Annotated in this window: 18 protein-coding genes; 5 read left to right on the top strand and 13 right to left on the bottom strand. The window is 71.7% G+C overall.

The window, feature by feature from the left end:
* Window positions 1–4: 4 nt before the first annotated feature.
* The 5 genes from HNR02_RS23505 to HNR02_RS23485 are packed head-to-tail and all read right to left on the bottom strand — an operon-like array spanning window position 5 to window position 4,647.
* Window positions 5–1,807 carry an alpha-D-ribose 1-methylphosphonate 5-phosphate C-P-lyase PhnJ gene (locus HNR02_RS23505; protein WP_179775280.1) on the bottom strand — a complete coding sequence of 601 codons (1,803 nt, stop codon included), beginning with the start codon at window positions 1,805–1,807 and terminating at the stop codon, window positions 5–7.
* Window positions 1,807–2,919, bottom strand: coding sequence for a carbon-phosphorus lyase complex subunit PhnI (locus tag HNR02_RS23500; RefSeq protein ID WP_179775279.1), 1,113 nt, complete (start codon window positions 2,917–2,919; stop codon window positions 1,807–1,809). Before HNR02_RS23500 ends, HNR02_RS23505 begins: the two co-directional genes overlap by 1 nt.
* A complete protein-coding gene (phnH, locus tag HNR02_RS23495) occupies window positions 2,919–3,491 on the bottom strand; it encodes a phosphonate C-P lyase system protein PhnH (protein ID WP_179775278.1) in 573 nt (190 codons plus the stop codon). The genes HNR02_RS23500 and phnH overlap by 1 nt, the downstream gene beginning before the upstream one ends.
* Window positions 3,488–3,922, bottom strand: a complete 435-nt coding sequence (locus tag HNR02_RS23490; RefSeq protein ID WP_179775277.1) for a phosphonate C-P lyase system protein PhnG — start codon at window positions 3,920–3,922, stop codon at window positions 3,488–3,490. Before HNR02_RS23490 ends, phnH begins: the two co-directional genes overlap by 4 nt.
* Window positions 3,919–4,647 (bottom strand): GntR family transcriptional regulator, encoded by a 729-nt coding sequence (locus HNR02_RS23485; protein WP_179775276.1) that lies wholly within the window; start codon window positions 4,645–4,647, stop codon window positions 3,919–3,921. Before HNR02_RS23485 ends, HNR02_RS23490 begins: the two co-directional genes overlap by 4 nt.
* A gap of 209 nt (window positions 4,648–4,856) precedes the next feature.
* Here HNR02_RS23485 and HNR02_RS23480 point away from each other — a divergent pair, with 209 nt between their 5' ends.
* On the top strand, window positions 4,857–5,330 hold the full coding sequence (locus HNR02_RS23480; protein WP_179776087.1) for a GNAT family N-acetyltransferase: 474 nt from the start codon (window positions 4,857–4,859) through the stop codon (window positions 5,328–5,330).
* Window positions 5,331–5,412: 82 nt separating this feature from the next.
* On the opposite strand, the gene HNR02_RS23475 is transcribed toward HNR02_RS23480, so the two are convergent.
* The 4 genes from HNR02_RS23475 to HNR02_RS23460 are packed head-to-tail and all read right to left on the bottom strand — an operon-like array spanning window position 5,413 to window position 9,886.
* On the bottom strand, window positions 5,413–6,762 hold the full coding sequence (locus tag HNR02_RS23475; RefSeq protein WP_179775275.1) for a GH1 family beta-glucosidase: 1,350 nt from the start codon (window positions 6,760–6,762) through the stop codon (window positions 5,413–5,415).
* A 17-nt stretch (window positions 6,763–6,779) separates the two neighbouring features.
* On the bottom strand, window positions 6,780–7,658 hold the full coding sequence (locus HNR02_RS23470) for a carbohydrate ABC transporter permease (protein WP_179775274.1): 879 nt from the start codon (window positions 7,656–7,658) through the stop codon (window positions 6,780–6,782).
* Between the two features lie 9 nt (window positions 7,659–7,667).
* Window positions 7,668–8,600: a carbohydrate ABC transporter permease gene (locus HNR02_RS23465; protein ID WP_179775273.1), complete on the bottom strand. Its 933-nt coding sequence runs from the start codon at window positions 8,598–8,600 to the stop codon at window positions 7,668–7,670.
* Window positions 8,600–9,886 (bottom strand): ABC transporter substrate-binding protein, encoded by a 1,287-nt coding sequence (locus HNR02_RS23460; protein ID WP_179775272.1) that lies wholly within the window; start codon window positions 9,884–9,886, stop codon window positions 8,600–8,602. The genes HNR02_RS23465 and HNR02_RS23460 overlap by 1 nt, the downstream gene beginning before the upstream one ends.
* 162 nt (window positions 9,887–10,048) lie before the next feature.
* Between HNR02_RS23460 and HNR02_RS23455 the strand changes: the two genes are divergently transcribed.
* Window positions 10,049–11,092 (top strand): LacI family DNA-binding transcriptional regulator, encoded by a 1,044-nt coding sequence (locus tag HNR02_RS23455; RefSeq protein ID WP_179775271.1) that lies wholly within the window; start codon window positions 10,049–10,051, stop codon window positions 11,090–11,092.
* A 43-nt stretch (window positions 11,093–11,135) separates the two neighbouring features.
* Here HNR02_RS23455 and HNR02_RS23450 read toward each other — a convergent pair whose 3' ends face one another.
* From HNR02_RS23450 to HNR02_RS23435, 4 genes are read right to left on the bottom strand one after another with little or no spacing between them, the layout of a single operon-like run.
* Window positions 11,136–11,672, bottom strand: a complete 537-nt coding sequence (locus HNR02_RS23450) for an HD domain-containing protein (protein WP_179775270.1) — start codon at window positions 11,670–11,672, stop codon at window positions 11,136–11,138.
* Between the two features lie 9 nt (window positions 11,673–11,681).
* Window positions 11,682–13,268 (bottom strand): phosphonate ABC transporter, permease protein PhnE, encoded by a 1,587-nt coding sequence (phnE, locus tag HNR02_RS23445; protein WP_179775269.1) that lies wholly within the window; start codon window positions 13,266–13,268, stop codon window positions 11,682–11,684.
* The gene (gene phnC / locus HNR02_RS23440; protein ID WP_179775268.1) at window positions 13,265–14,023 is read right to left on the bottom strand and encodes a phosphonate ABC transporter ATP-binding protein; all 759 of its coding nucleotides are present in this window, start codon (window positions 14,021–14,023) and stop codon (window positions 13,265–13,267) included. The genes phnE and phnC overlap by 4 nt, the downstream gene beginning before the upstream one ends.
* On the bottom strand, window positions 14,020–14,961 hold the full coding sequence (locus tag HNR02_RS23435) for a phosphate/phosphite/phosphonate ABC transporter substrate-binding protein (RefSeq protein WP_179775267.1): 942 nt from the start codon (window positions 14,959–14,961) through the stop codon (window positions 14,020–14,022). Before HNR02_RS23435 ends, phnC begins: the two co-directional genes overlap by 4 nt.
* A 159-nt stretch (window positions 14,962–15,120) precedes the next feature.
* On the opposite strand from HNR02_RS23435, the gene HNR02_RS23430 reads away from it, so the two are divergent.
* From HNR02_RS23430 to HNR02_RS23420, 3 genes are all read left to right on the top strand, one after another.
* Entirely contained in the window at window positions 15,121–15,888 is a 768-nt protein-coding gene (locus HNR02_RS23430) for an alpha/beta fold hydrolase (protein ID WP_179775266.1), read from the top strand.
* An 89-nt stretch (window positions 15,889–15,977) separates the two neighbouring features.
* Window positions 15,978–17,012 (top strand): nucleoside hydrolase, encoded by a 1,035-nt coding sequence (locus tag HNR02_RS23425; protein ID WP_246338623.1) that lies wholly within the window; start codon window positions 15,978–15,980, stop codon window positions 17,010–17,012.
* A 200-nt stretch (window positions 17,013–17,212) separates the two neighbouring features.
* Window positions 17,213–17,512, top strand: coding sequence for a DUF1540 domain-containing protein (locus HNR02_RS23420; protein WP_179775265.1), 300 nt, complete (start codon window positions 17,213–17,215; stop codon window positions 17,510–17,512).
* Window positions 17,513–17,622 lie beyond the last annotated feature (110 nt).

Raw genomic sequence — 17,622 nt, 5'->3', positions numbered from 1 at the left:
CGGGTCACCTCCGGGCCGCGGCGACGAGCCGCTGGGTGTAGGGGTGGTGCGGATCGTGGAACAGCTGGTCGGTCAGCCCGCGCTCGACGACGCGCCCGAGCTGCATCACGACCGTGCGGTCGGTGAGCGCCTCGATCACGGCGAAGTCGTGGCTGACGACCACGGCCGCGACGTCCCGCTCGGCGAGCAGGCCACGCAGCAGGTCGAGCACACCGGCGGCCACGGAGGCGTCGAGCCCGGTGGTGGGCTCGTCCAGCAGCAGCACCGGCGGATCGGTCGCGAGGGCCTTGGCGATCTGCACGCGCTGCCGCATCCCGCCGGAGAACGTCTTCACCGGATCGTCCATCCGGGACAGTGGCACCTCGACCCGGTCGAGCAGTTCCGCCGCCCGGCGCCGGATCGCGTGGTAGCCGCGCCAGCCCGCCGCGGTGAGCCGTTCGGCGATGTTGCCGCCCGCGGTGACGTCGAGGTCCAGTCCCGCGGCCGGGTCCTGGTGCACGACCGCCATCTCGCTGATCCGCAGCTTGCGCCGTTCGGTGGCGGGCAGCCGCAGCACGTCCGTGCGACCGCCGTCCACCGAGGACAGGTGCACCTGACCGGTGGTGGCGTCCTGATCGCCGATCACACAACCGAGCACAGTGGACTTGCCGGAGCCGGACTCGCCGATCACGCCGAGCGCTTCACCGGGCGCGACGTCGAACGAGACGTCCCACGCGGCGACGATCGCGCCGGTGGCCGGGCTGACCGCCGTGCCGTGCTCGGGACCGGTGCCCGGCACGGCGTCCGCGCCGCCGCGCCCGTGCACCTTGCCGATCCCCGACACCCGCAGCGCCCACTCCTGCTCGCCGGACACGCGCACCCGCTCGGCGCGGGGCGTCTCCACGGCGGCACCGGCCACGCGCGCACGAGGGTCGGGCAGCAGGTGCAGCGGCGCACGCCGGCGGTGGGCGTCGAGATCGGCGTCGCGCTCCCGCACCCGCGAGCACCATTCGGTGTCGCTGCACAGGTACCCGTTGCCCGCGCCGGCCTCGACGAGGAACACGTCGTCGCTGCCGCACAGGCGGCACTTCGCGCCGGGCGCGTGCTCGACCTCGAACGGGACGTCGTCGAAGGCCAGGGGCCGGACGTCGGTGTGCGGCGGGATGGCGTAGATCTTCTTCTCGCGGCCGGCGCCGTAGAGGTTGAGGTGCTCGCAGTGGTCCAGCCGCGGCACGTCCCAGCGCGGCACCGGGCTGGTCGCCATCACGTAGCGGCCGTCCACCAGCACCGGGTAGCCGCTGCCCTTGGTGATCACGCCGTTGCGCACCAGGTCCTCGTACAGGCTGACCCAGATCTTGGCGTAGTCGTCCTCGGCGTGCATCCGCGCGCACTCGGCCACCGACTTCTCCACGCCGCGCAGCGGTTCGGGCACCGGCACCTGGTAGACCAGCACGTGCTGCTCCCCCAGCGCCTCCTCGGGGATCCGGTGCCGGGTCTGGATCACCGTCGCCGCACGCGTGTCGGCCGAGTCGGCGCACCCGGTGGTCGCCGAGATCATCCGGCGCAGGTTCGTGGCGTTGACCCCGGCGTCGTCGCCCTGGTCGATCACCTTGACCGTGTCCCCGTCGCCGATCACCGCGAGTGTGATCTGCAGCCCGCCGGAGCCCCAGCCGCGCGCGACCGGCATCTCCCGCGACCCGAACGGCACCTGGTACCCGGGCACGCAGACCGCGGTGAGCGTGGCGCGGCGGATCTCCCGCTTGGCGCCCTCGTCCAGGATCCCCTGCCCGGTCCCGACGTCGCCGAGCAGGTCCAGTGTGGACGTCATCAGCATTCCTTCCCCGCCGGCTCGGCGACCCGCTCGGCCGGCCCTTCGCCCGCTTCGGCGGCGGTGCGCATGGCCTGCTTGCGTTCGACGATCGAGCGGAACGTCACGTAGTGCGGCAGCTTGAGGTGTTCGAGGAACCCGGCGGAGTCCAGGCCGTCCACGGTCAGCAGCAGCAGTTGCCCCAGCGGTCCGGTGCGGCCGAAGCGCCGGTTGGCGATGTCCAGGTTGGCCATCGCGATCGCCTTGCGCTCGTTGTGCCCGAAGCACAGGCCGTAGCCGACGTCGAGGCGGGTGCGGTCCTCGTCGGCGCCGTCGAGGTTTTCGATCGCCTCGGCCTCGGAGACCCGGAACTCGCCCAGTGTCACGGGGTTGCCGGTGTGCGGATGACGGACCCGCAGCGGCACGCGGCCGTGCCGCACGTCGCCGAGGGTCACCTCGTGGATGTCACCGTCGGGGCCGAGGATGGACCGGTACCACAGGGCGACCAGGCCACCGGTCTCCGCGCGCGCCATCGACGCGAGCACCGCGGAACGGTCGGCGGGCGGGCGGGCGGGCTTGCGGGTGATGTCGACCGGGTCCGGGTCGTCGGTGCGGCGCTGGTCGGCGACCAGGTCCATCTTGCGCAGCAGGTCCAGGAACCGGCGCGGGGTGCGCTGCTCGGCGGTGCGCTCGCGGGCCGGACCCGGCTCGTGCGGCCGCGCCTCGGGCTGCCCGTCGGGCTGCTCCAGGAGGCGGCCGGTGTAGTCGGTGGTGCGCCCGAGCAGCTGCGGGCCGTCCGGCTCGCGGAAGGCGGGCACGACGCGCCGCAGGATCGTCATCTCGTCCGGGTCGACCGGTTCGCTGACCGCCAGGCGCGGCAACGTCGACCGGTGGGCGCGTACCAGGTGCGATGCCTCCAGCGGATCGCCCTCCGCCTGGCGCAGCGCGGCCGCCGCGGTGTCCTCGTGGTACAGGCCGCCTTCACCCATCACCCGGTCGACGAGCAGCCGCATCCGCGCGGTGATCTGGCCGGTCGGCATCCACGGCGCCGGGGCTTGGTCGCGGGCGCGCCGGACCAGGTCCTCGGCCGCGAGGATGGCTTCCAGGCCGCCGCGTGCTCCGGAGTAGCCCATCAGCGGTCCCTCCCTTCGATGGTGGTGCTGCGCGGGATGCCCGCCATGCGCCCGTCCCGGGTGATCAGCAGCAGGTCGATCCCGGCGGGGAATCCGGACACGGCTTCGGCGCGGGCTTCCCGTAGTCCGTCCACTCCGGACAGACGAGAGGATCCGTCCACACCGGGCCCGGTGAGTGTCCAATCGGTACCGTCCAGTTCGGGCACGGACAGGCACACCAGCGCGCCCTCTTCCGGGGCGAGCGCGCTGCCCCGGCGGACGGTGCGTAGTTCCGCCGGGGTCATGGGCCGGGTCGCGGCGACGAACCGGGCCGTGGCCGGCGGGACCGCGGGCGAGGAGGTGACCACCCCGATCACGTCGGCCCAGTCCTCGCCGTCGTCGAGCACCGCGACTCCGGTTCCCAGGTCCGCCAGTGCCAGCACGGGCAGCAGCACCGCGGGCGTGCTCCCGTCGGCGGGCAGCGTGACGACGCGGCCGGGCCGGGACAGGGCGTCGAGGACGGCGCGGAACACGGTCCGCGACTCGTCGGGGCGCAGCGTCGCGGCCGCGATCCGGTCCAGTACGCGGGTCATGTCAGCTCCTCGAACTCGACGACGGTGGGCGCGAGCTCGGCCCACTCGGCGGCCTCGCGGCGGGCGCGGCGGGCTTCGACCTCACGGCACAGCTGCTCGATCCGCCCCGACTGGGGCCGGGTGGCCTCGGCTTCGGCGTCGAGCACGGCGGCGGCCAGTGTCGCGGCGCGGTCGTCGCCCAGCCGCATCGACCACCCGCGCTGCCCGGCGACCTCCACCTCGGCCCGGCACGCCAGCACGTCGCCGAGCAGGAACCGTTCGGCCAGCACGGGTTCACGCACCTGCGCGGCGACCGCGCCCACCTCCGGCCCGGTCAGCACGCGCACCGGGGCGCCGTCGGCGAGGCATTCGTCGGCCAGCGCCACGAGCTCCTCCCGCCCGGCCTCCGCGAGCAGCGCGCATCGCTGCTCGCGGCTCAACACGTCGGTCACCGCTCCTCCTCGTGGGTGATGGTTTCGCTCATTTCGACGATCACGCGCACGGCGTCGGCACGCGTCCAGGCGCCGCTGCACATCAGGCCGGCGCCGGTCGTCTCGTCCTTGCTGAGGCTTTCGATGAGGTAGACCGGGGTGCTCGGCTCGACCTCCAGTTCCCGCAGCACCCGCGGCGGCGGCAGCTCCAGGCTCACGCGGCACCACGCCCGCACCGGCGACACGCGGCCCATCTGCCGCAGCACCAGATCGACCGAGTCGACCGCGTGCAGTCCCAGGTCCAGATCGGGCACCACGTCGACGGGGATCCACTCCTCACCCCAGCCGGTGAGCAGGCTGTTGATGTAGCGGGTGCGGACCACGTGGTGCGCCGGCGTGCCGGGCTGTCGCCCCAGCCGCGCGGCCTCCGCCTCCGGCAGTCCCACGCGGTCCACCGATTTGAGCACCGTCCGTGGCGTGCCGCCCGCGGCCTCCACCGTGGTGTGCCAGGACGGCGGGCGGCTGCCGGAGATCACGTAATCGATGCGGGAGTTGACGAACGTCCCGGCGCCCTGGACGCGGCGGACCAGCAGCCGCCGTTCCAGTTCCTGCAGCGCCGACCGGGCCGCCGCACGGCCCACCCCGAAGCGGCTGGCCAGCTCCGGCTCACTCGCCACCCGGGTTCCCGGCGCGGAGCCGTCCAGCTCGGCGGCGAGCCGGTCGGCGATCTCCAGATACCTCGTCATGCCGGTCAGAGTCGTCCCCCGGCTTGTCCGCACAACTGCCGCGGGGTGACCGGCACCCGTCCGGACAAGTGAACATCCGGATGGCTTGTTCCGCCGACCCTGTAGAATGATCGCTACATACACCAGGTCGCGGACGGACGGCAGCGTCGCGGCGCGGCCGATGACCGGAGGAAGTTGCCGAAGTGATGGAACTGCACAACAAGGACGATTTGCGGATCGTCGGGGTGCCCTACGGTCACCCGGACGCCGTCGGACTCATCGCCAGGGTGCAGCAGGTCTACGTCGAACTGTACGGAACCGAAGACGTCACGCCCATGGGTCCCGACGACTTCACTCCTCCGTCCGGGCTGTTCGTCGTCGGCTACCGGGGTGGCGAAGCCGTGGCTTGCGGCGCGTGGCGGGCCCACGACGGCCCGGCGCCGGACTTCCTCGCGGGCGACGCCGAGATCAAACGGATGTACGTCACCGAAGCGGCACGCGGGCGCGGCTATGCGCGGATGATCCTCCGCGAGCTGGAACGCACGGCGGTACTGTCCGGCCGCAAACGCGCGGTACTGGAGACCGGCACCAAGCAACCGGCCGCGATCGCGCTCTACACGTCCTCGGACTACACCGAGATCCCGAAGTTCGGCCTCCACACCGGGATGCCCGAGATCGTCTGCTACGGCAAGACCCTGTGCTGAGGTGGGCGGTTCAGGGCCGTCAGCTCCCCGCCGGCCCTGAACCGCCGGATGGCGGGGCCCGGCCGGCGCGGCCGGGCCCCGGTCACCGCTGGGAGGCGATGAAGTCGCGGTACCAGCGGTAGCTGGCCCGTGGCGTGCGGGCCTGCGTCGCGTAGTCCACGTGCACCAGCCCGAACCGGTGCTTGTACCCGTGGGCCCACTCGAAGTTGTCCAGCAGCGACCAGCAGAAGTACCCCCGCAGGTCGACGTCGGCCGCGCGGGCCGCCTCGATGTGCTCCCGCAGGAACGTGATGCGCTCGTGGTCGGCGAAGTCGCTCCGGTCCGGGTAGACGCAGCCGTTCTCCGTGACGTACAACGGCGGGAGCGCCGGGTAGCGGTCGCGCAGGCCGGCCAGGGCTTCGGTGAGGCCGTGCGGTTCGACCGGCCAGCCCATCCCGGTGCGCGGCACGTCGGGCAACCGGGAGGTGTCCACCCCGATGTCGGCCGCCGTGCGGCGGGCCGGATCGGGTTCGCGGTGCGGCGCGTCCGCGACGTGCAGGCGGTAGTAGTAGTTCACGCCCAGGTAGTCCAGCGGCTGCCCGATCGTCTCCAGGTCGCCGTCGCGGCGGAAGGCGAAGTCGGAAACGCCGCTGAACATGGTCTCCAGGCCCGGCGCGTACCGGCCGCCGAACAGCGGATCGCTGAACTGGCGTCGCAACAGGGTGTCCTGCCGGGCCGCGGCGGCCGCGTCCCCGGCCGAATCCGACACCGGCACGACCGGCGACTGGTTGAGCACGATGCCGAACTCGTGGTGCGGCGGCGCCTGCGCCCGCATCGCCCGCACCGCCAGTCCGTGGCCGAGCAGCAGGTGGTGGGCGGCGGCGAGCGCGCCGTGCCCCTCCCTCGCCCCGGGTGCGTGGCGGCCCTCGCCGTAGCCCGCGATCGCCGAGGGGTAGGGCTCGTTCAGCGTCGTCCAGTGCCCGACGAGGTCGCCGAGTTCGGCGTGCACGAGGGCGGCGTAGTCGGCGAACCGCGCCGCGGTGTCACGCGAGCGCCAGCCGCCCTCGTCCTCCAGGTCCTGGGGCAGATCCCAGTGGTACAGCGTCAGGAACGGCTCGATCCCCTTCTCCCGCAAGCCTTCCACGAGCCTGCGGTAGAAGTCGAGACCACGGCGTTCGCCGCGGCCGCGGCCGGTCGGCTGCACCCGGGGCCACGAAACCGAGAACCGGTAGGCGTCGACGCCGAGCCCGGCGAGCAGGTCCAGGTCGGCGCGCCAGCGGTGGTAGTGGTCGGCCGCCGGTTCGCCGGTGTCGCCGCCGGCCACGGCGCCGGGGACCAGGGTGAAGGTGTCCCAAATGGAGGGACGGCGGCCGTCCGCGGTGGTGGCGCCCTCGATCTGGAACGCCGACGTGGAGACGCCCCAGCGGAAGCCGGGCGGGAAGCGGGAAGTCACGGTGATCTCCGGGAAGGTCAGCCCTTGAGCGCGCCCTGCATGATGCCGCCGACGATGTGGCGGCCGAACAGCAGGAACACGACGAGGACGGGGATGGTGCCGATGGTCGCGGCGGTGAGCACGAGCGTGTAGTCGGTGGTGTAGCCGCTGGCCAGGGTGGACAGGGCGGTCTGGACGGTGGGGTTCTCCGGGACGAGCACGACCAGCGGCCAGAAGAAGTCGTTCCAGGCCTGCATGAACGTGAACAGGCCGAGCACCGCCGCGGCCGGGCGCGCCGTGGGCAGGGCGACGTGCCAGAACAACCGCAGCGGTCCGCAGCCGTCCATGCGCCCGGCCTCCAGCAGCTCCAGTGGCAGGGCGCGCTCGAAGTACTGGCGCATGTAGAACACGCCGAACGCGGTGACCAGGCCGGGCACGATCACCGCCTGCAGCTGCCCGGCCCAGCCGAGGTCGGCCATCATCATGTAGAGCGGGACGACGCCCAGTTCCGTCGGGATGGCCTGGGTGGCGATCACGACGAGCAGCAACGCGGTCCGCCCGCGGAAGCGCAGCTTGGCGAACGCGAACCCTGCCAGTGTCGAGAACAGCACCACCGAGACGGTGATGGTGCCCGAGACGATCAGCGAGTTGCCCAGGGCCAGTGCGAAGTCCGTCTCGTCGAAGACGCGGGCGATGTTCTCGAACAGGTGCCCGCCGGGCACGAGTACCGGCGGCACGCTGCCGACCGCTTCGGTCGTCTGCGAGGAGACGACCAGCGACCAGTACACCGGGAACGCCGAACCGGCCAGGATCGCGATCAGCGCGGCGTAGGTCCACGGGCTCGTGGCGCGCCGGACGAGCCGCCGGGCCCGCCCGGGGATGCGTTCGGGCGTGACCGGGGTCAGCACGGTGGTCATGTCCGCTCCTCAGTCCGTTTGGATGCGCCGCGTCACCAGGTACGACAGGCCCGCGACGAGCATCGTGACGACGGCCAGGACCAACGCGATCGCCGAGCTGTAGCCGAAGTCGTACTTGGTGAAGCCCTGTTCGTAGAGGTAGAGCGCGGCGGTCTGGAACTGCCGGTCCGAGCCGCCGGTGGCGGCCGCCGTACCGGGGTTGAACAGCAGCGGTTCGGCGAGCAGCCGCATGTTGCCCGTCGTCGCGATCACCGTGGAGAAGATGATCTGCGGCCGCAGCAACGGCACCGTGATCCGCCAGAACTGCTGCCACCCCTTGGCGCCGTCGAGAGTGGCGGCCTCGTACATGCTCGTCGGAATCGCCTGCATCGAGGCCAGGAAGATCAGGGCGTGGTAGCCGGTCCAGCGCCACACGACCATCGCCGCGATGGCGGTGTGCGAGCTGGCCGTACCGGCCTGCCAGTCGATCCGGCCGGCCCCGAACCAGCTCAGCACCCAGTTGACCAGGCCGAAGTCCCGTCCGAACAGCTGCGCGAAGATGATCGTCACCGCCGCCACCGAGGTGATGTTCGGCAAGATCATCCCCATCCGGAACAGCGTCCGTCCGCGCAGCCGCCGGTTGAGCAGGTGCGCGACGCCGAGCGCGAACAGGATCTGCGGGATCGTGGTCAGCAGCCACAGGCTGACCGTGTTCCCCATCGCGTTCCAGAAGTAGGGATCGTGGAACAGCAGCTGCTCGTAGTTGCCCAACCCGATGAACGTCGCGCCGTCGGCGTCGAGCAGGTTCCGGTCCTGCAGCGACACGACGGCCGTGTACAGCAGCGGGAACAGCCCGAAGGCGCCGAAGATGAGGAAGTACGGGCTGATGAAGCCGAACGGCGACAGCGTGGCGCTCCATTTGTGCCGCCGCTCGGCCCAGGTCAGCGTCTTCGCGGAGGTCATCAACTCTGCAGTTTCGCCACGTCGTCGACCAGTTGCTGCCACGCCGCCGCGCCGTCCTGCTTGCCCTGTTCGACGCGCTGCATGGCGTTGCCGAACTCCGTCTGCACGTCACCGGCCTTGGGCCCCTGGTACTGCGGCTTCAGTTCTTTCGCCGCGTCGGTGAAGAGCTTGCCGACGGGCGCGTTGTTGAAGAACGGGTCCGTGTAACCGGCGATCTCCGGGTTGTCGTAGAGCGACGGGGTCGACGGGAGCAGGCCCTGGCTGGTGAAGATCTTCGCCTGCTGCTCGGGCGCGGTCAGCCAGGCGGCGAGCTCGACGGCTTCCTGGGTGTGCTTGCCCTGCTGGGGAACCGTCAGGTACGAGCCACCCCAGTTGCCGCCCCCGCCGGGCACGGTCGCGACATCCCACTTGCCCGCGGTGTCCGGCGCCTGGTCCTTGATCTTGGGCATCATCCAGGCCGGGCAGGTGACCGTGGCGAACTGGCTCTGCGTGAACCCGGTGTTCCAGGTGGGCGTGCTGTAGAGCAGCCCGGCGCTGAGGTTCGCCTTGACCGCGTCGACGACCTGGTCCCAGCCCTGGCGCAGCGCCGGGTTGCTGGCGACGACGAGATGGTCGCTCTGGTCGTAGTAGCCGACGGGTGCCTGGCCGATGATGGCGTTGAGCACGGTGGGGCCGCCGTCCATGAACTTGACGCCGTTCGGCGCGTGCTCCCGGAAGCGCTTGCCGGTGTCGAAGTACGCCTGCCAGGTCGGCCAGAGCGCGGAGACGGCGTCGCGGTCAGTGGGCAACCCGGCCTGGGCGAACAGGTCGCTGCGGTAGCAGATGGCCAGGCCGCCGACATCGGTGCCGTAGCCGATCTGCTGCCCGCCGGTGGCCAGCGACGCCGACCACTTCCAGTCCAGCCAGCGGTCCCTGAGCTGGTCGCCGCCCGCGGTGTTGAGGTCGACGAACTTGTCCGGCGTGGCCTTGAACTGCGCGACGTACCCGGTGTCGATCGCCTCGATGTCCGCGGCGCCGCCGCCGGTGGCCAGGTGCGCGGCGAGGTTCTTGTGGTGGTCGGAGTAGGAGGCGGTCCGCTCGGTGATCTCGATGTCCGGATGGGCGGCCTCGTACTCCTTGATCAGCTCGGTGTAACCGAAGTTGCCGAACAGGCCGAGGCTGAGCCTGACCTTCCCGCCGCCGGCGTCACCGCTTCCGCAGCCGCTCAAGGCGGCGACCGCGGCCAGGCCGGCGCACACCGCGCCGGCCATCAGTCGTATCCGGCGGGATGTCGTTTTCGGGCGCATGAGATCTCCGTTGTTCTACGGGCCGGTGGGGAAAACGCAGCACCTATGAGAGCGCTCCCAGTCCATCCGCGTCAAGTAACGAAACCATCACGGCCGTGCGCGTTCACGCAGCCAGAGGTCGTGTGCTAGACATGTAACCCGTTACATCACTCGGAGGTCGGCATGGTCACCGCTCGCCAGCTCGCGCAGCTCTGCGGGGTTTCGGTCGCGACCGTGTCGCGGGTGTTCAACCGCCCCGCGACGGTCAGCGCGGCCACCCGTGAACACGTCGAGCGCGTCGCGCGGGAGCTGGACTACTCGCCGAACGAATCGGCGCGGGCGCTGTCCCGGCAGCGCTCGGCGATGGTCGGGCTCGTCTGGGACACCGACCACCGCCGCCCCAGCTGGCGGCATCCGTTTCTGCAGGATCTCCTGCTGGGCCTCAAATCCGCGCTGAGCTCGCACGGCTACCACCTGCTGATGCTCGCGACGAGCGACGACGGCCGCAGCCGCACCCCCGGCGCCTCGCTGGCCGACCCGGTCGCCTACGTCAACATGACGCGGCGCCATCAGCTCGCCGGCCTGGTGCTCATCGACAGCGGGACCGACGCCGACGCGTTCAGCGTGTTCGCCCATTCCGGACTGCCGTGCGTCGCGCTGGACGTGGCACTGTCCGGACCGCGCGCGACCTACGTGACGTCGGACAACGCGGCCGGCGCGGCGGAGGCCGTCCGGCATCTGGCGGCGCTGGGGCACCGGCGGATCGCGACGATCACCGGCCCGCGCGGCAACGCGCCCGCCACCGCCCGCACCGAGGGTTACCTGCGGGGGCTGGCGGAGGCGGATCTGCCGGTCCGCGACGACCTCATGGTCACCGGCGACTTCTACCGCGAGAGCGGTTTCGTGCGGATGCGGCGCCTGCTGGCCCGCAAGGAACCGCCGACCGCGGTGTTCGCGGCCAGCGACGAGATGGCCGTGGGGGCACTGCTCGCGGCGCGCGCGGCCGGGCTGCGGGTGCCCGGCGACGTGGCGGTGGTGGGATTCGACGACATCGAGGTGGCGTCGCTGGTGGACCCGGCCTTGACGACCGTGGCACAGGACAAGCGGGGGTTCGGCACGGCCGCGGCAGGCGCGCTGCTGACGATGCTCGACGGCGACGAGACCCCGCCCCCGGTGCGACTGCCGACGAAACTGGTGATCCGCGATTCGTGCGGTTCCCGCCGGTGAGTGCGGGACGGGGCTTCGCGCGACTGCGGCGCCGACGGGACAGTCACGCCGCGGGTAGCCACACCCGCCGGAGTACGTCGGCGTAGAAGGCGAGCTCGTGGACCCGCGCGCCGGGCACCTTGGCGGCGTCGTCCCACCGGCGCAGGCGCGCGGCTTCGGCCGCCCACGGGTGGCTTTCGAACGCGGTCACCTCCTCGGCACTCATCGGGCCGCCCTGGCGGATCAGTGAGCGCTGCGAGGCCGGGCTCAGCGACGCGGCGTAGGCCTCGTCGATCACCACGAGGTACCGCTTGGCCGGAACGTGCTGCCCGACCAGGTAGGACGCCCGCTCGCCGACGTGCCGCAGGCAGAAGTCGGCACCGGCGATCTCGTGCGGCTGTCCGCGGTAGTGCTCGACCACGCCGGGCGCGCGGCCGATGTCGTGAAGCAGCGCCGCCGCGACCACGTCGTCGTCGGCGCCCGCCGCGCGGGCAAGCTCGGCGGTCTGCAGCGCGTGGGCGAGCTGGTCGACGGCTTCGTCCCCGTCGTAGTCACCCTCCAGCGCGCGCAGGACCTCGACCGTCTTCTCGACCGTGAACACCGGACCTCCTCATCCGACGACGCGGCGCAACCACACCGCGAGCAACTCGACCGCCATCACCGCGGCGAACACCAGCACCAGCACCGCCGTGACCACCCCGAACTCGACCACCCGCGACGCGTTGAGCAGCTGGAACCCGATGCCGCCCGCACCGACGATGCCCAGCAGCGTGGCGGACCGGATGTTCGTGTCGAGCTGGTACAGCACGTGCGCGACGAACGCGGGCGCGGCCTGCGGCAGCGTCGCGGAGAAGAACACCTGCCACGAGCCCGCGCCGGTCGCGCGCAGCGCCTGTTCGGGCCCGGGGTCGACCTCCTCCAGCGAGTCGGCCACGAGCTTGCCCAGCAACCCGACCGCGCCGACGGCCAGTGCCAGCGCCCCCGCGACCGGCCCGAGCCCGGTGATCACGACGAACACGATCGCCAGCACCAGTTCGGGGACGCCCCGCACCACCACGATCACCATCCGCAGGTAGCGTGCGGTCTTCGGCGCGACGTTGCGGGCGGCGAGCGCGCCGACGGGCAGCGCGAGCACGGCCCCCAGCAGGGTCGCGGCCAGCGCGATCTTCACCGTGGTCCACAGGTCTTCGAGCAGACCGTCGACGAACTCCGGGGGCCAGAAGAACGTCAGCGTGTGCCCGAGGTCGCCGAGCCCGCCGAGGAACTGCGACACCGACAGGTCCGCACCCCGGACCGAGGCGAGCACGACGAGGGCGGTCAGCCCCGCGTAGACCGTCTTCCGGACCCGCGCGAACGTCCATTCCGGACTGGTCTGGCCCGCCCGGCGCGGCGCCGGGATCGTCGCTTTCGGACGCAGCAGCGTCCGGCGCAGCGCCCCGGACAGCAGCTCGACCAGGATGCACAGGATCAGCACGACCAGGGCCAGCGCCATGCCGCGCCGGTAGTCCAGCTGCCGCAGCGAGGTCGCGATGGCGTAGCCGAGCCCGTCGACGCCGACGAACCCGAGCACCACCGACACCCGCAGGTTGATGTCGAGCCGGTGCAGCGCGGTGGCCACGAACGCGGGCAGCACCTGCGGCAGCACCCCGGCCACCAGCTCCTGCCCGCCCTGGGCACCGCCCGCGCGCACCGCGGAGCGCGGGCCCTCGTCGATCTGCTCGATCGCGTCGGCGTAGAGCTTGCCGACCATGCCGACCGAGTGCAACCCCATCGCGAGCACACCGGCCAGCGCGCCGAACCCGAACAGCCGGAAGAACACGATCGCGAGCACCACGTCCGGCACCGCGCGTGCCGCGACGATCACCGCCCGCGACCCGAGCCGGGCGCTCCGGTGCGGGGTCGTGTTGCCCGCCGCCAGCACCGCGAGCACGGTGCTGACCAGCACCGACAACAGCGTCGCGCACACCACGATCGACAGCGTCTTCCCGGTCAGCGCCAGCAGTTCGCCGACGGGCGGGAAGTCGAGCGGGAACATGCGGCCCGCGAAGTCGACCGCGTTGCCGACGCTGTCGGTCAGCGTCGCGACGTTGATCCGCAGATCGGCCACGGCCCACGCGGCCAGGCCGAGCAGCGCCACCAGCGCGACCGTCGCCGCGACCGAGCCGGTCCTGGGCCGGGCGAGGGTGCGCACCGTCATGCGATGGCCACCAGCTGGTTCGCGCCGTAGACGGCCGTCGCGGCGCTGTGGTCCAGGGTCCGCGCGGGCTCGTCCAGCACGACCCGGCCCGAGCGCAACCCGACGATCCGGTCCGCCCAGGACAGCGCCAGCTCCACCTGGTGCAGGCTGCACAGCACGGTCAGGTCCCGCTCGCTCGCGATCTCCCGGATCAGCCGCATGACCTGTGCCGAGGACTCCGGGTCCAGTGAGGCGACCGGTTCGTCGGCGAGCAGGATCTCGGGCCGCTGCAGGAGCGCCCGCGCCACCGCGACCCGCTGCTGCTGACCACCGGAGAGGGTGTCGGCGCGCTGGAACGCCTGCGGGCCCAGTCCCACGCGGTCCAGGTGGCCGAGAGCCTCCAGCCGCACCGCCTTCGGGTAGCTGACCAGGCCGAGCCGGGGCCCGCGCAGACGGCCGAGCGCGCCGGTGCACACGTTCTCCAGCACCGACAGGCTGCCGACCAGGTGGAACTGCTGGAACACGAACCCGATGCGGCGCCGCAGGTCCCGCAGCCGCCCGCCGCGGGCCGCGCCGACGTCGGTGCCCAGCGCGGTGACCCGGCCCGCGGTCGGGGTGTGCAGGCCGTCGACGTGCCGCAGCAGCGTCGACTTGCCCGATCCGGACAGCCCGAGCAGCACGACCACCTCACCGGGCTCGACCGAGAACGACACGTCGTCCAGCGCGCGGATGTGACCGAACCGCTTGGTCACCCCCTCGAAGCGGACGGCGCTCATGCCGACGCGTCCGTGCACTGCTTGGCCTTGGTGACCTCGCAGACGTGGCGGACGGTGTCGTAGAAGGCGTCGTCCACCGGCGCGTAGCCCCAGTCACCGGCGTCGTCGATGGGGCACTTCTCGCTGGTGCAGAGGTTGTTGGCCCTGAGGTAGTCGGTGTTGGCCTGATCGCGGAACACCGCGGTGATCTGATCCTTGAGCGCCGGGTCGAGGTCGTCGGCCAGCGCGACCGGCGAGCCGGCGATGATGTCGGACTTCCACACCGGGGTCAGCTCGCCGGGCTTGAGCTGTCCCTTGCCGGGCAGCTGGATGTCGACCATCGTGTCGTAGGCGAACCCGGCGTCACACTGGCCGCCGGCCACGGCGAGCGCCGAGGCGTCGTGCCCGCCCGCCATCACCGGCGTGACGTCGGTGTCGGCGTTCACGCCCGCGTCGGACAGGCCCGCCTTCGGGTAGAGGTAGCCCGAGGTCGAGTTCGGGTCGACGAAGCAGACCTTCTTGCCCTTGAACCCGGCGAGGTCGTGGATCGGCGAACCGGTCTTCACGATGCCGTAGGACTGGTAGCCCGGCGTGCCGCCCTTCTCCTTGAGCTGGGCCGCGATCGCCGTCGTCCGCACGCCCGAGTTCTTGGCGACCACGTAGGACAGCGGACCGTACTGCGCGATGTCGACCTTGCCGCTGCGCTGGCCCTCGATGACGGCGGCGTAGTCGGTGGCCTGCTGGAAGCGGACCGTCTTGCCGGTCACCCGCTCCAGCAGGTTGATCACCGACTGGTAGTCCTGCTGCAGGCTGGTGGACTCCTCGCTCGGAATCGCCGCGAACACCAGCTCGTCCGGGTTCCGCGTGCCCTCGCCGTTGCCGGCCGCGCTCTGGCCGCAGGCCGTGAGCACCAGCGCGGCGCCGGTCAGTGCGAGCGCGCGCCATCGCTTGTTCACCATGTGTCCTCCTCGTGCGTTACGCCGAAAAGGCTGATCCGCGCGCATGCCACGATGGCGACGCGCGGGTTACCGGTTGCCGAACTGCCATGGTTTTGTCGGCGTACTCGACCGCACGACCGCCCCGGACCGGCCCGAACCGGGCGGCTACCATCGGCGCTGATGCCCGTCACGACCTTCGCCCGTGCCCAGGACGGCACGTCACTGGCCCTCCAGCGCGCCGGATCCGGACGGCCGCTGGTGCTGCTGTCCGGGCAGGCGAACGACCACACGTGGTGGGACGCCGTGCGCGACGACTTCCCCAGCACGGTCACGATGGACTACCGCGGCACGGGCGCGAGCGGCAAACCCGATTCGCCGTACTCGACGCGGCTGTTCGCCGACGACGTGATCGCGGTGCTCGACGCGCTGGGCGTGCAGGAGGCCGACGTCTACGGCACGTCGATGGGTGGCCGGGTCGCGCAGTGGGTGGCGATCCGGTATCCGCGGCGGGTGCGGCGGCTGGTCCTGGGCTGCACCTCGCCCGGCGGGCCGCACGCCGTGGAACGCTCCACGGACGTGCGCCGCGCGCTGATCCGCCCTGACGGGCGGGAAACGCTCGCGGACCTGATGTACACCCCGGCCTGGCGCGCGACGCACCCCGGCCCCTACCGCACCCTCGGCGATCCGTCGATGCCCCCGCACGCGCGACGGCACCACCTGCGAGCCAGCGACGACCACGACGCCTGGGACTCCCTTTCCCGCGTCACGGCCCCCACCCTGATCCTGCACGGCGAGGACGATGCCCTCACGCCCGCCGCGAACGCCGCGCTGCTGGCCGAGCGCATCCCGGACGCGCGGGTGCACCTGCTGCCGGGAGCGCGGCACGCCTACTTCGAGGAGTGCCGCCCGAAGGCGAGCGAGTGCGTGCTGGACTTCCTCGCGGGCTGACCGGACGCGCGGAATTGACGCCGGTTGGCCCCTCGTGGGCGCTTTGGCCGGGTTTATCCTGACCTGACCGCCTGCCTGGGGAGGCTCTCATGCGCGCTCTGCTGCTCGTCCTCGTTCTCGCGTTCTCCGGACTCGCGGCGCCGCCGGCCACGGCGGCACCGGCGGCACCGCGGCCGGTCCCGGTGATCTACGACAGCGACCTCGACCTCGACGACGCCTCGACGCTGGCCTACCTGTGCGTGCAGCACCGGGAACACCGCATCGACCTGCGCGCGGTCACCGTGACCAACAACGGGTTCGGCACGCCCGGCCGCGCCCGGCAGCACGCGCTCAGCATCCTCGACCGGTGCGGACTCCCGCACATCCCGGTCGCCGAGGGCACCGAACCCGGCGTGCACCCGGCTCCCGCGTCCAGCGTGGCCGACGTGGAGACCATCCTCACCGCCGCCCTGGACGACGCCGGAAAGACGCCGCCCCCGGCGAAACTCACCGCACCCCAGCTGATCCGCCGGGCGCTGACCACCGCACCGGGTCAGGTCACCGTGCTGGCCACCGGTCCGCTCACCAACCTCGCGACCGCGCTGCCCGCCGGCAGCCCGCTCGTCCACCGCGTGCGCGACGTGTTCGTCATGGGCGGCGCGGTCCACGTCGGCGGGAACCTGTTCGGCGAGGCGCTGCCCGGGTTCGACAACAGCCAGGAGCTCAACATCTGGCTCGACCCGCCCGCCGCGCGCGACGTCTTCGGGGCCCTGCCGGTGACGCTGACCCCGTTGGACGCCACCAACTCCGTGCCGATCACGCAGGACTACGTCGACCGCATCGGCGCGGAGGCCACGACGGCCAGCGCACGGATCGTGCACGCGATCACGACGCACCCGATCATGCGAGACGGCATCGCACTGGGGATCTATTTCTGGTGGGACGCGCTGGCGGCGGTGTTCGCCTTCGACGACGACGGTGTGGTCACCGATACCGCCCGGGAACGCGTCGTCGTGGTGCAGGACGGCCCCCAGTCCGGCCGCACCCGCCCCGATCCGGCAGGCGACCGGCTGACCGTGGCACTGGCCGCGGACGGGGCGCGCTTCGAGCAGGTGTTCCTGGACGGGCTCAACGGCCACCGGTGAGTGGTATGGACAATCACCCGAAGGGGCGGGAATCAATTTCCGGCGCGCTGCCCCGCCATTCCCATCTGCACCTTGACCAGGGAAAACCAGCAAATCCAGGATAGGCTCACCTAATTCTGGCCGCATTGCCGTCCGCTTCTCTCGGTGGCATTGTTCGGCCCACCGAACGATTCCCACCACCTTGATCGTGAGGAGCGGTTATGACCAGCACCGAGATGCCCGCCGTGGCCGAGTGCACCGTCACCGGTTGCGGTTACAACCACGACGGATGCCACGCGTTCGCGATCACCGTGAGCGGTGACAACGGCGCGGCGGACTGCGGCACGTTCGTGCCGTTGAACACCAAGGGCGGGCTGGACCGGGTCGTGGCGCAGGTCGGTGCCTGCTCGCGCACGGACTGCACCTACAACTCCCAGCTCGAGTGCACGGCCTCGGGCGTGCGGGTCGGACCGGGATCCGGCGGCCACGCGGCGAACTGCCTCACCTACAGCCCGCGCTGAACCACCCGGAACCACGCGAGAAGCACAACCGCGCGCGTGCGGTTGTGCTTCTCGTGTGTCCGGACGGGAAAATCGGGGCGGAGTGTCGAATTCTGTCGGTCCCGTTCGTC

Origin of the sequence: Amycolatopsis endophytica, assembly GCF_013410405.1 — a bacterium.
Taxonomy (GTDB): Bacteria; Actinomycetota; Actinomycetes; order Mycobacteriales; family Pseudonocardiaceae; genus Amycolatopsis_E; species Amycolatopsis_E endophytica.
Note: the sequence above shows the minus strand (reverse complement) of the source record. Positions and strands in the feature narration are given on the sequence as shown.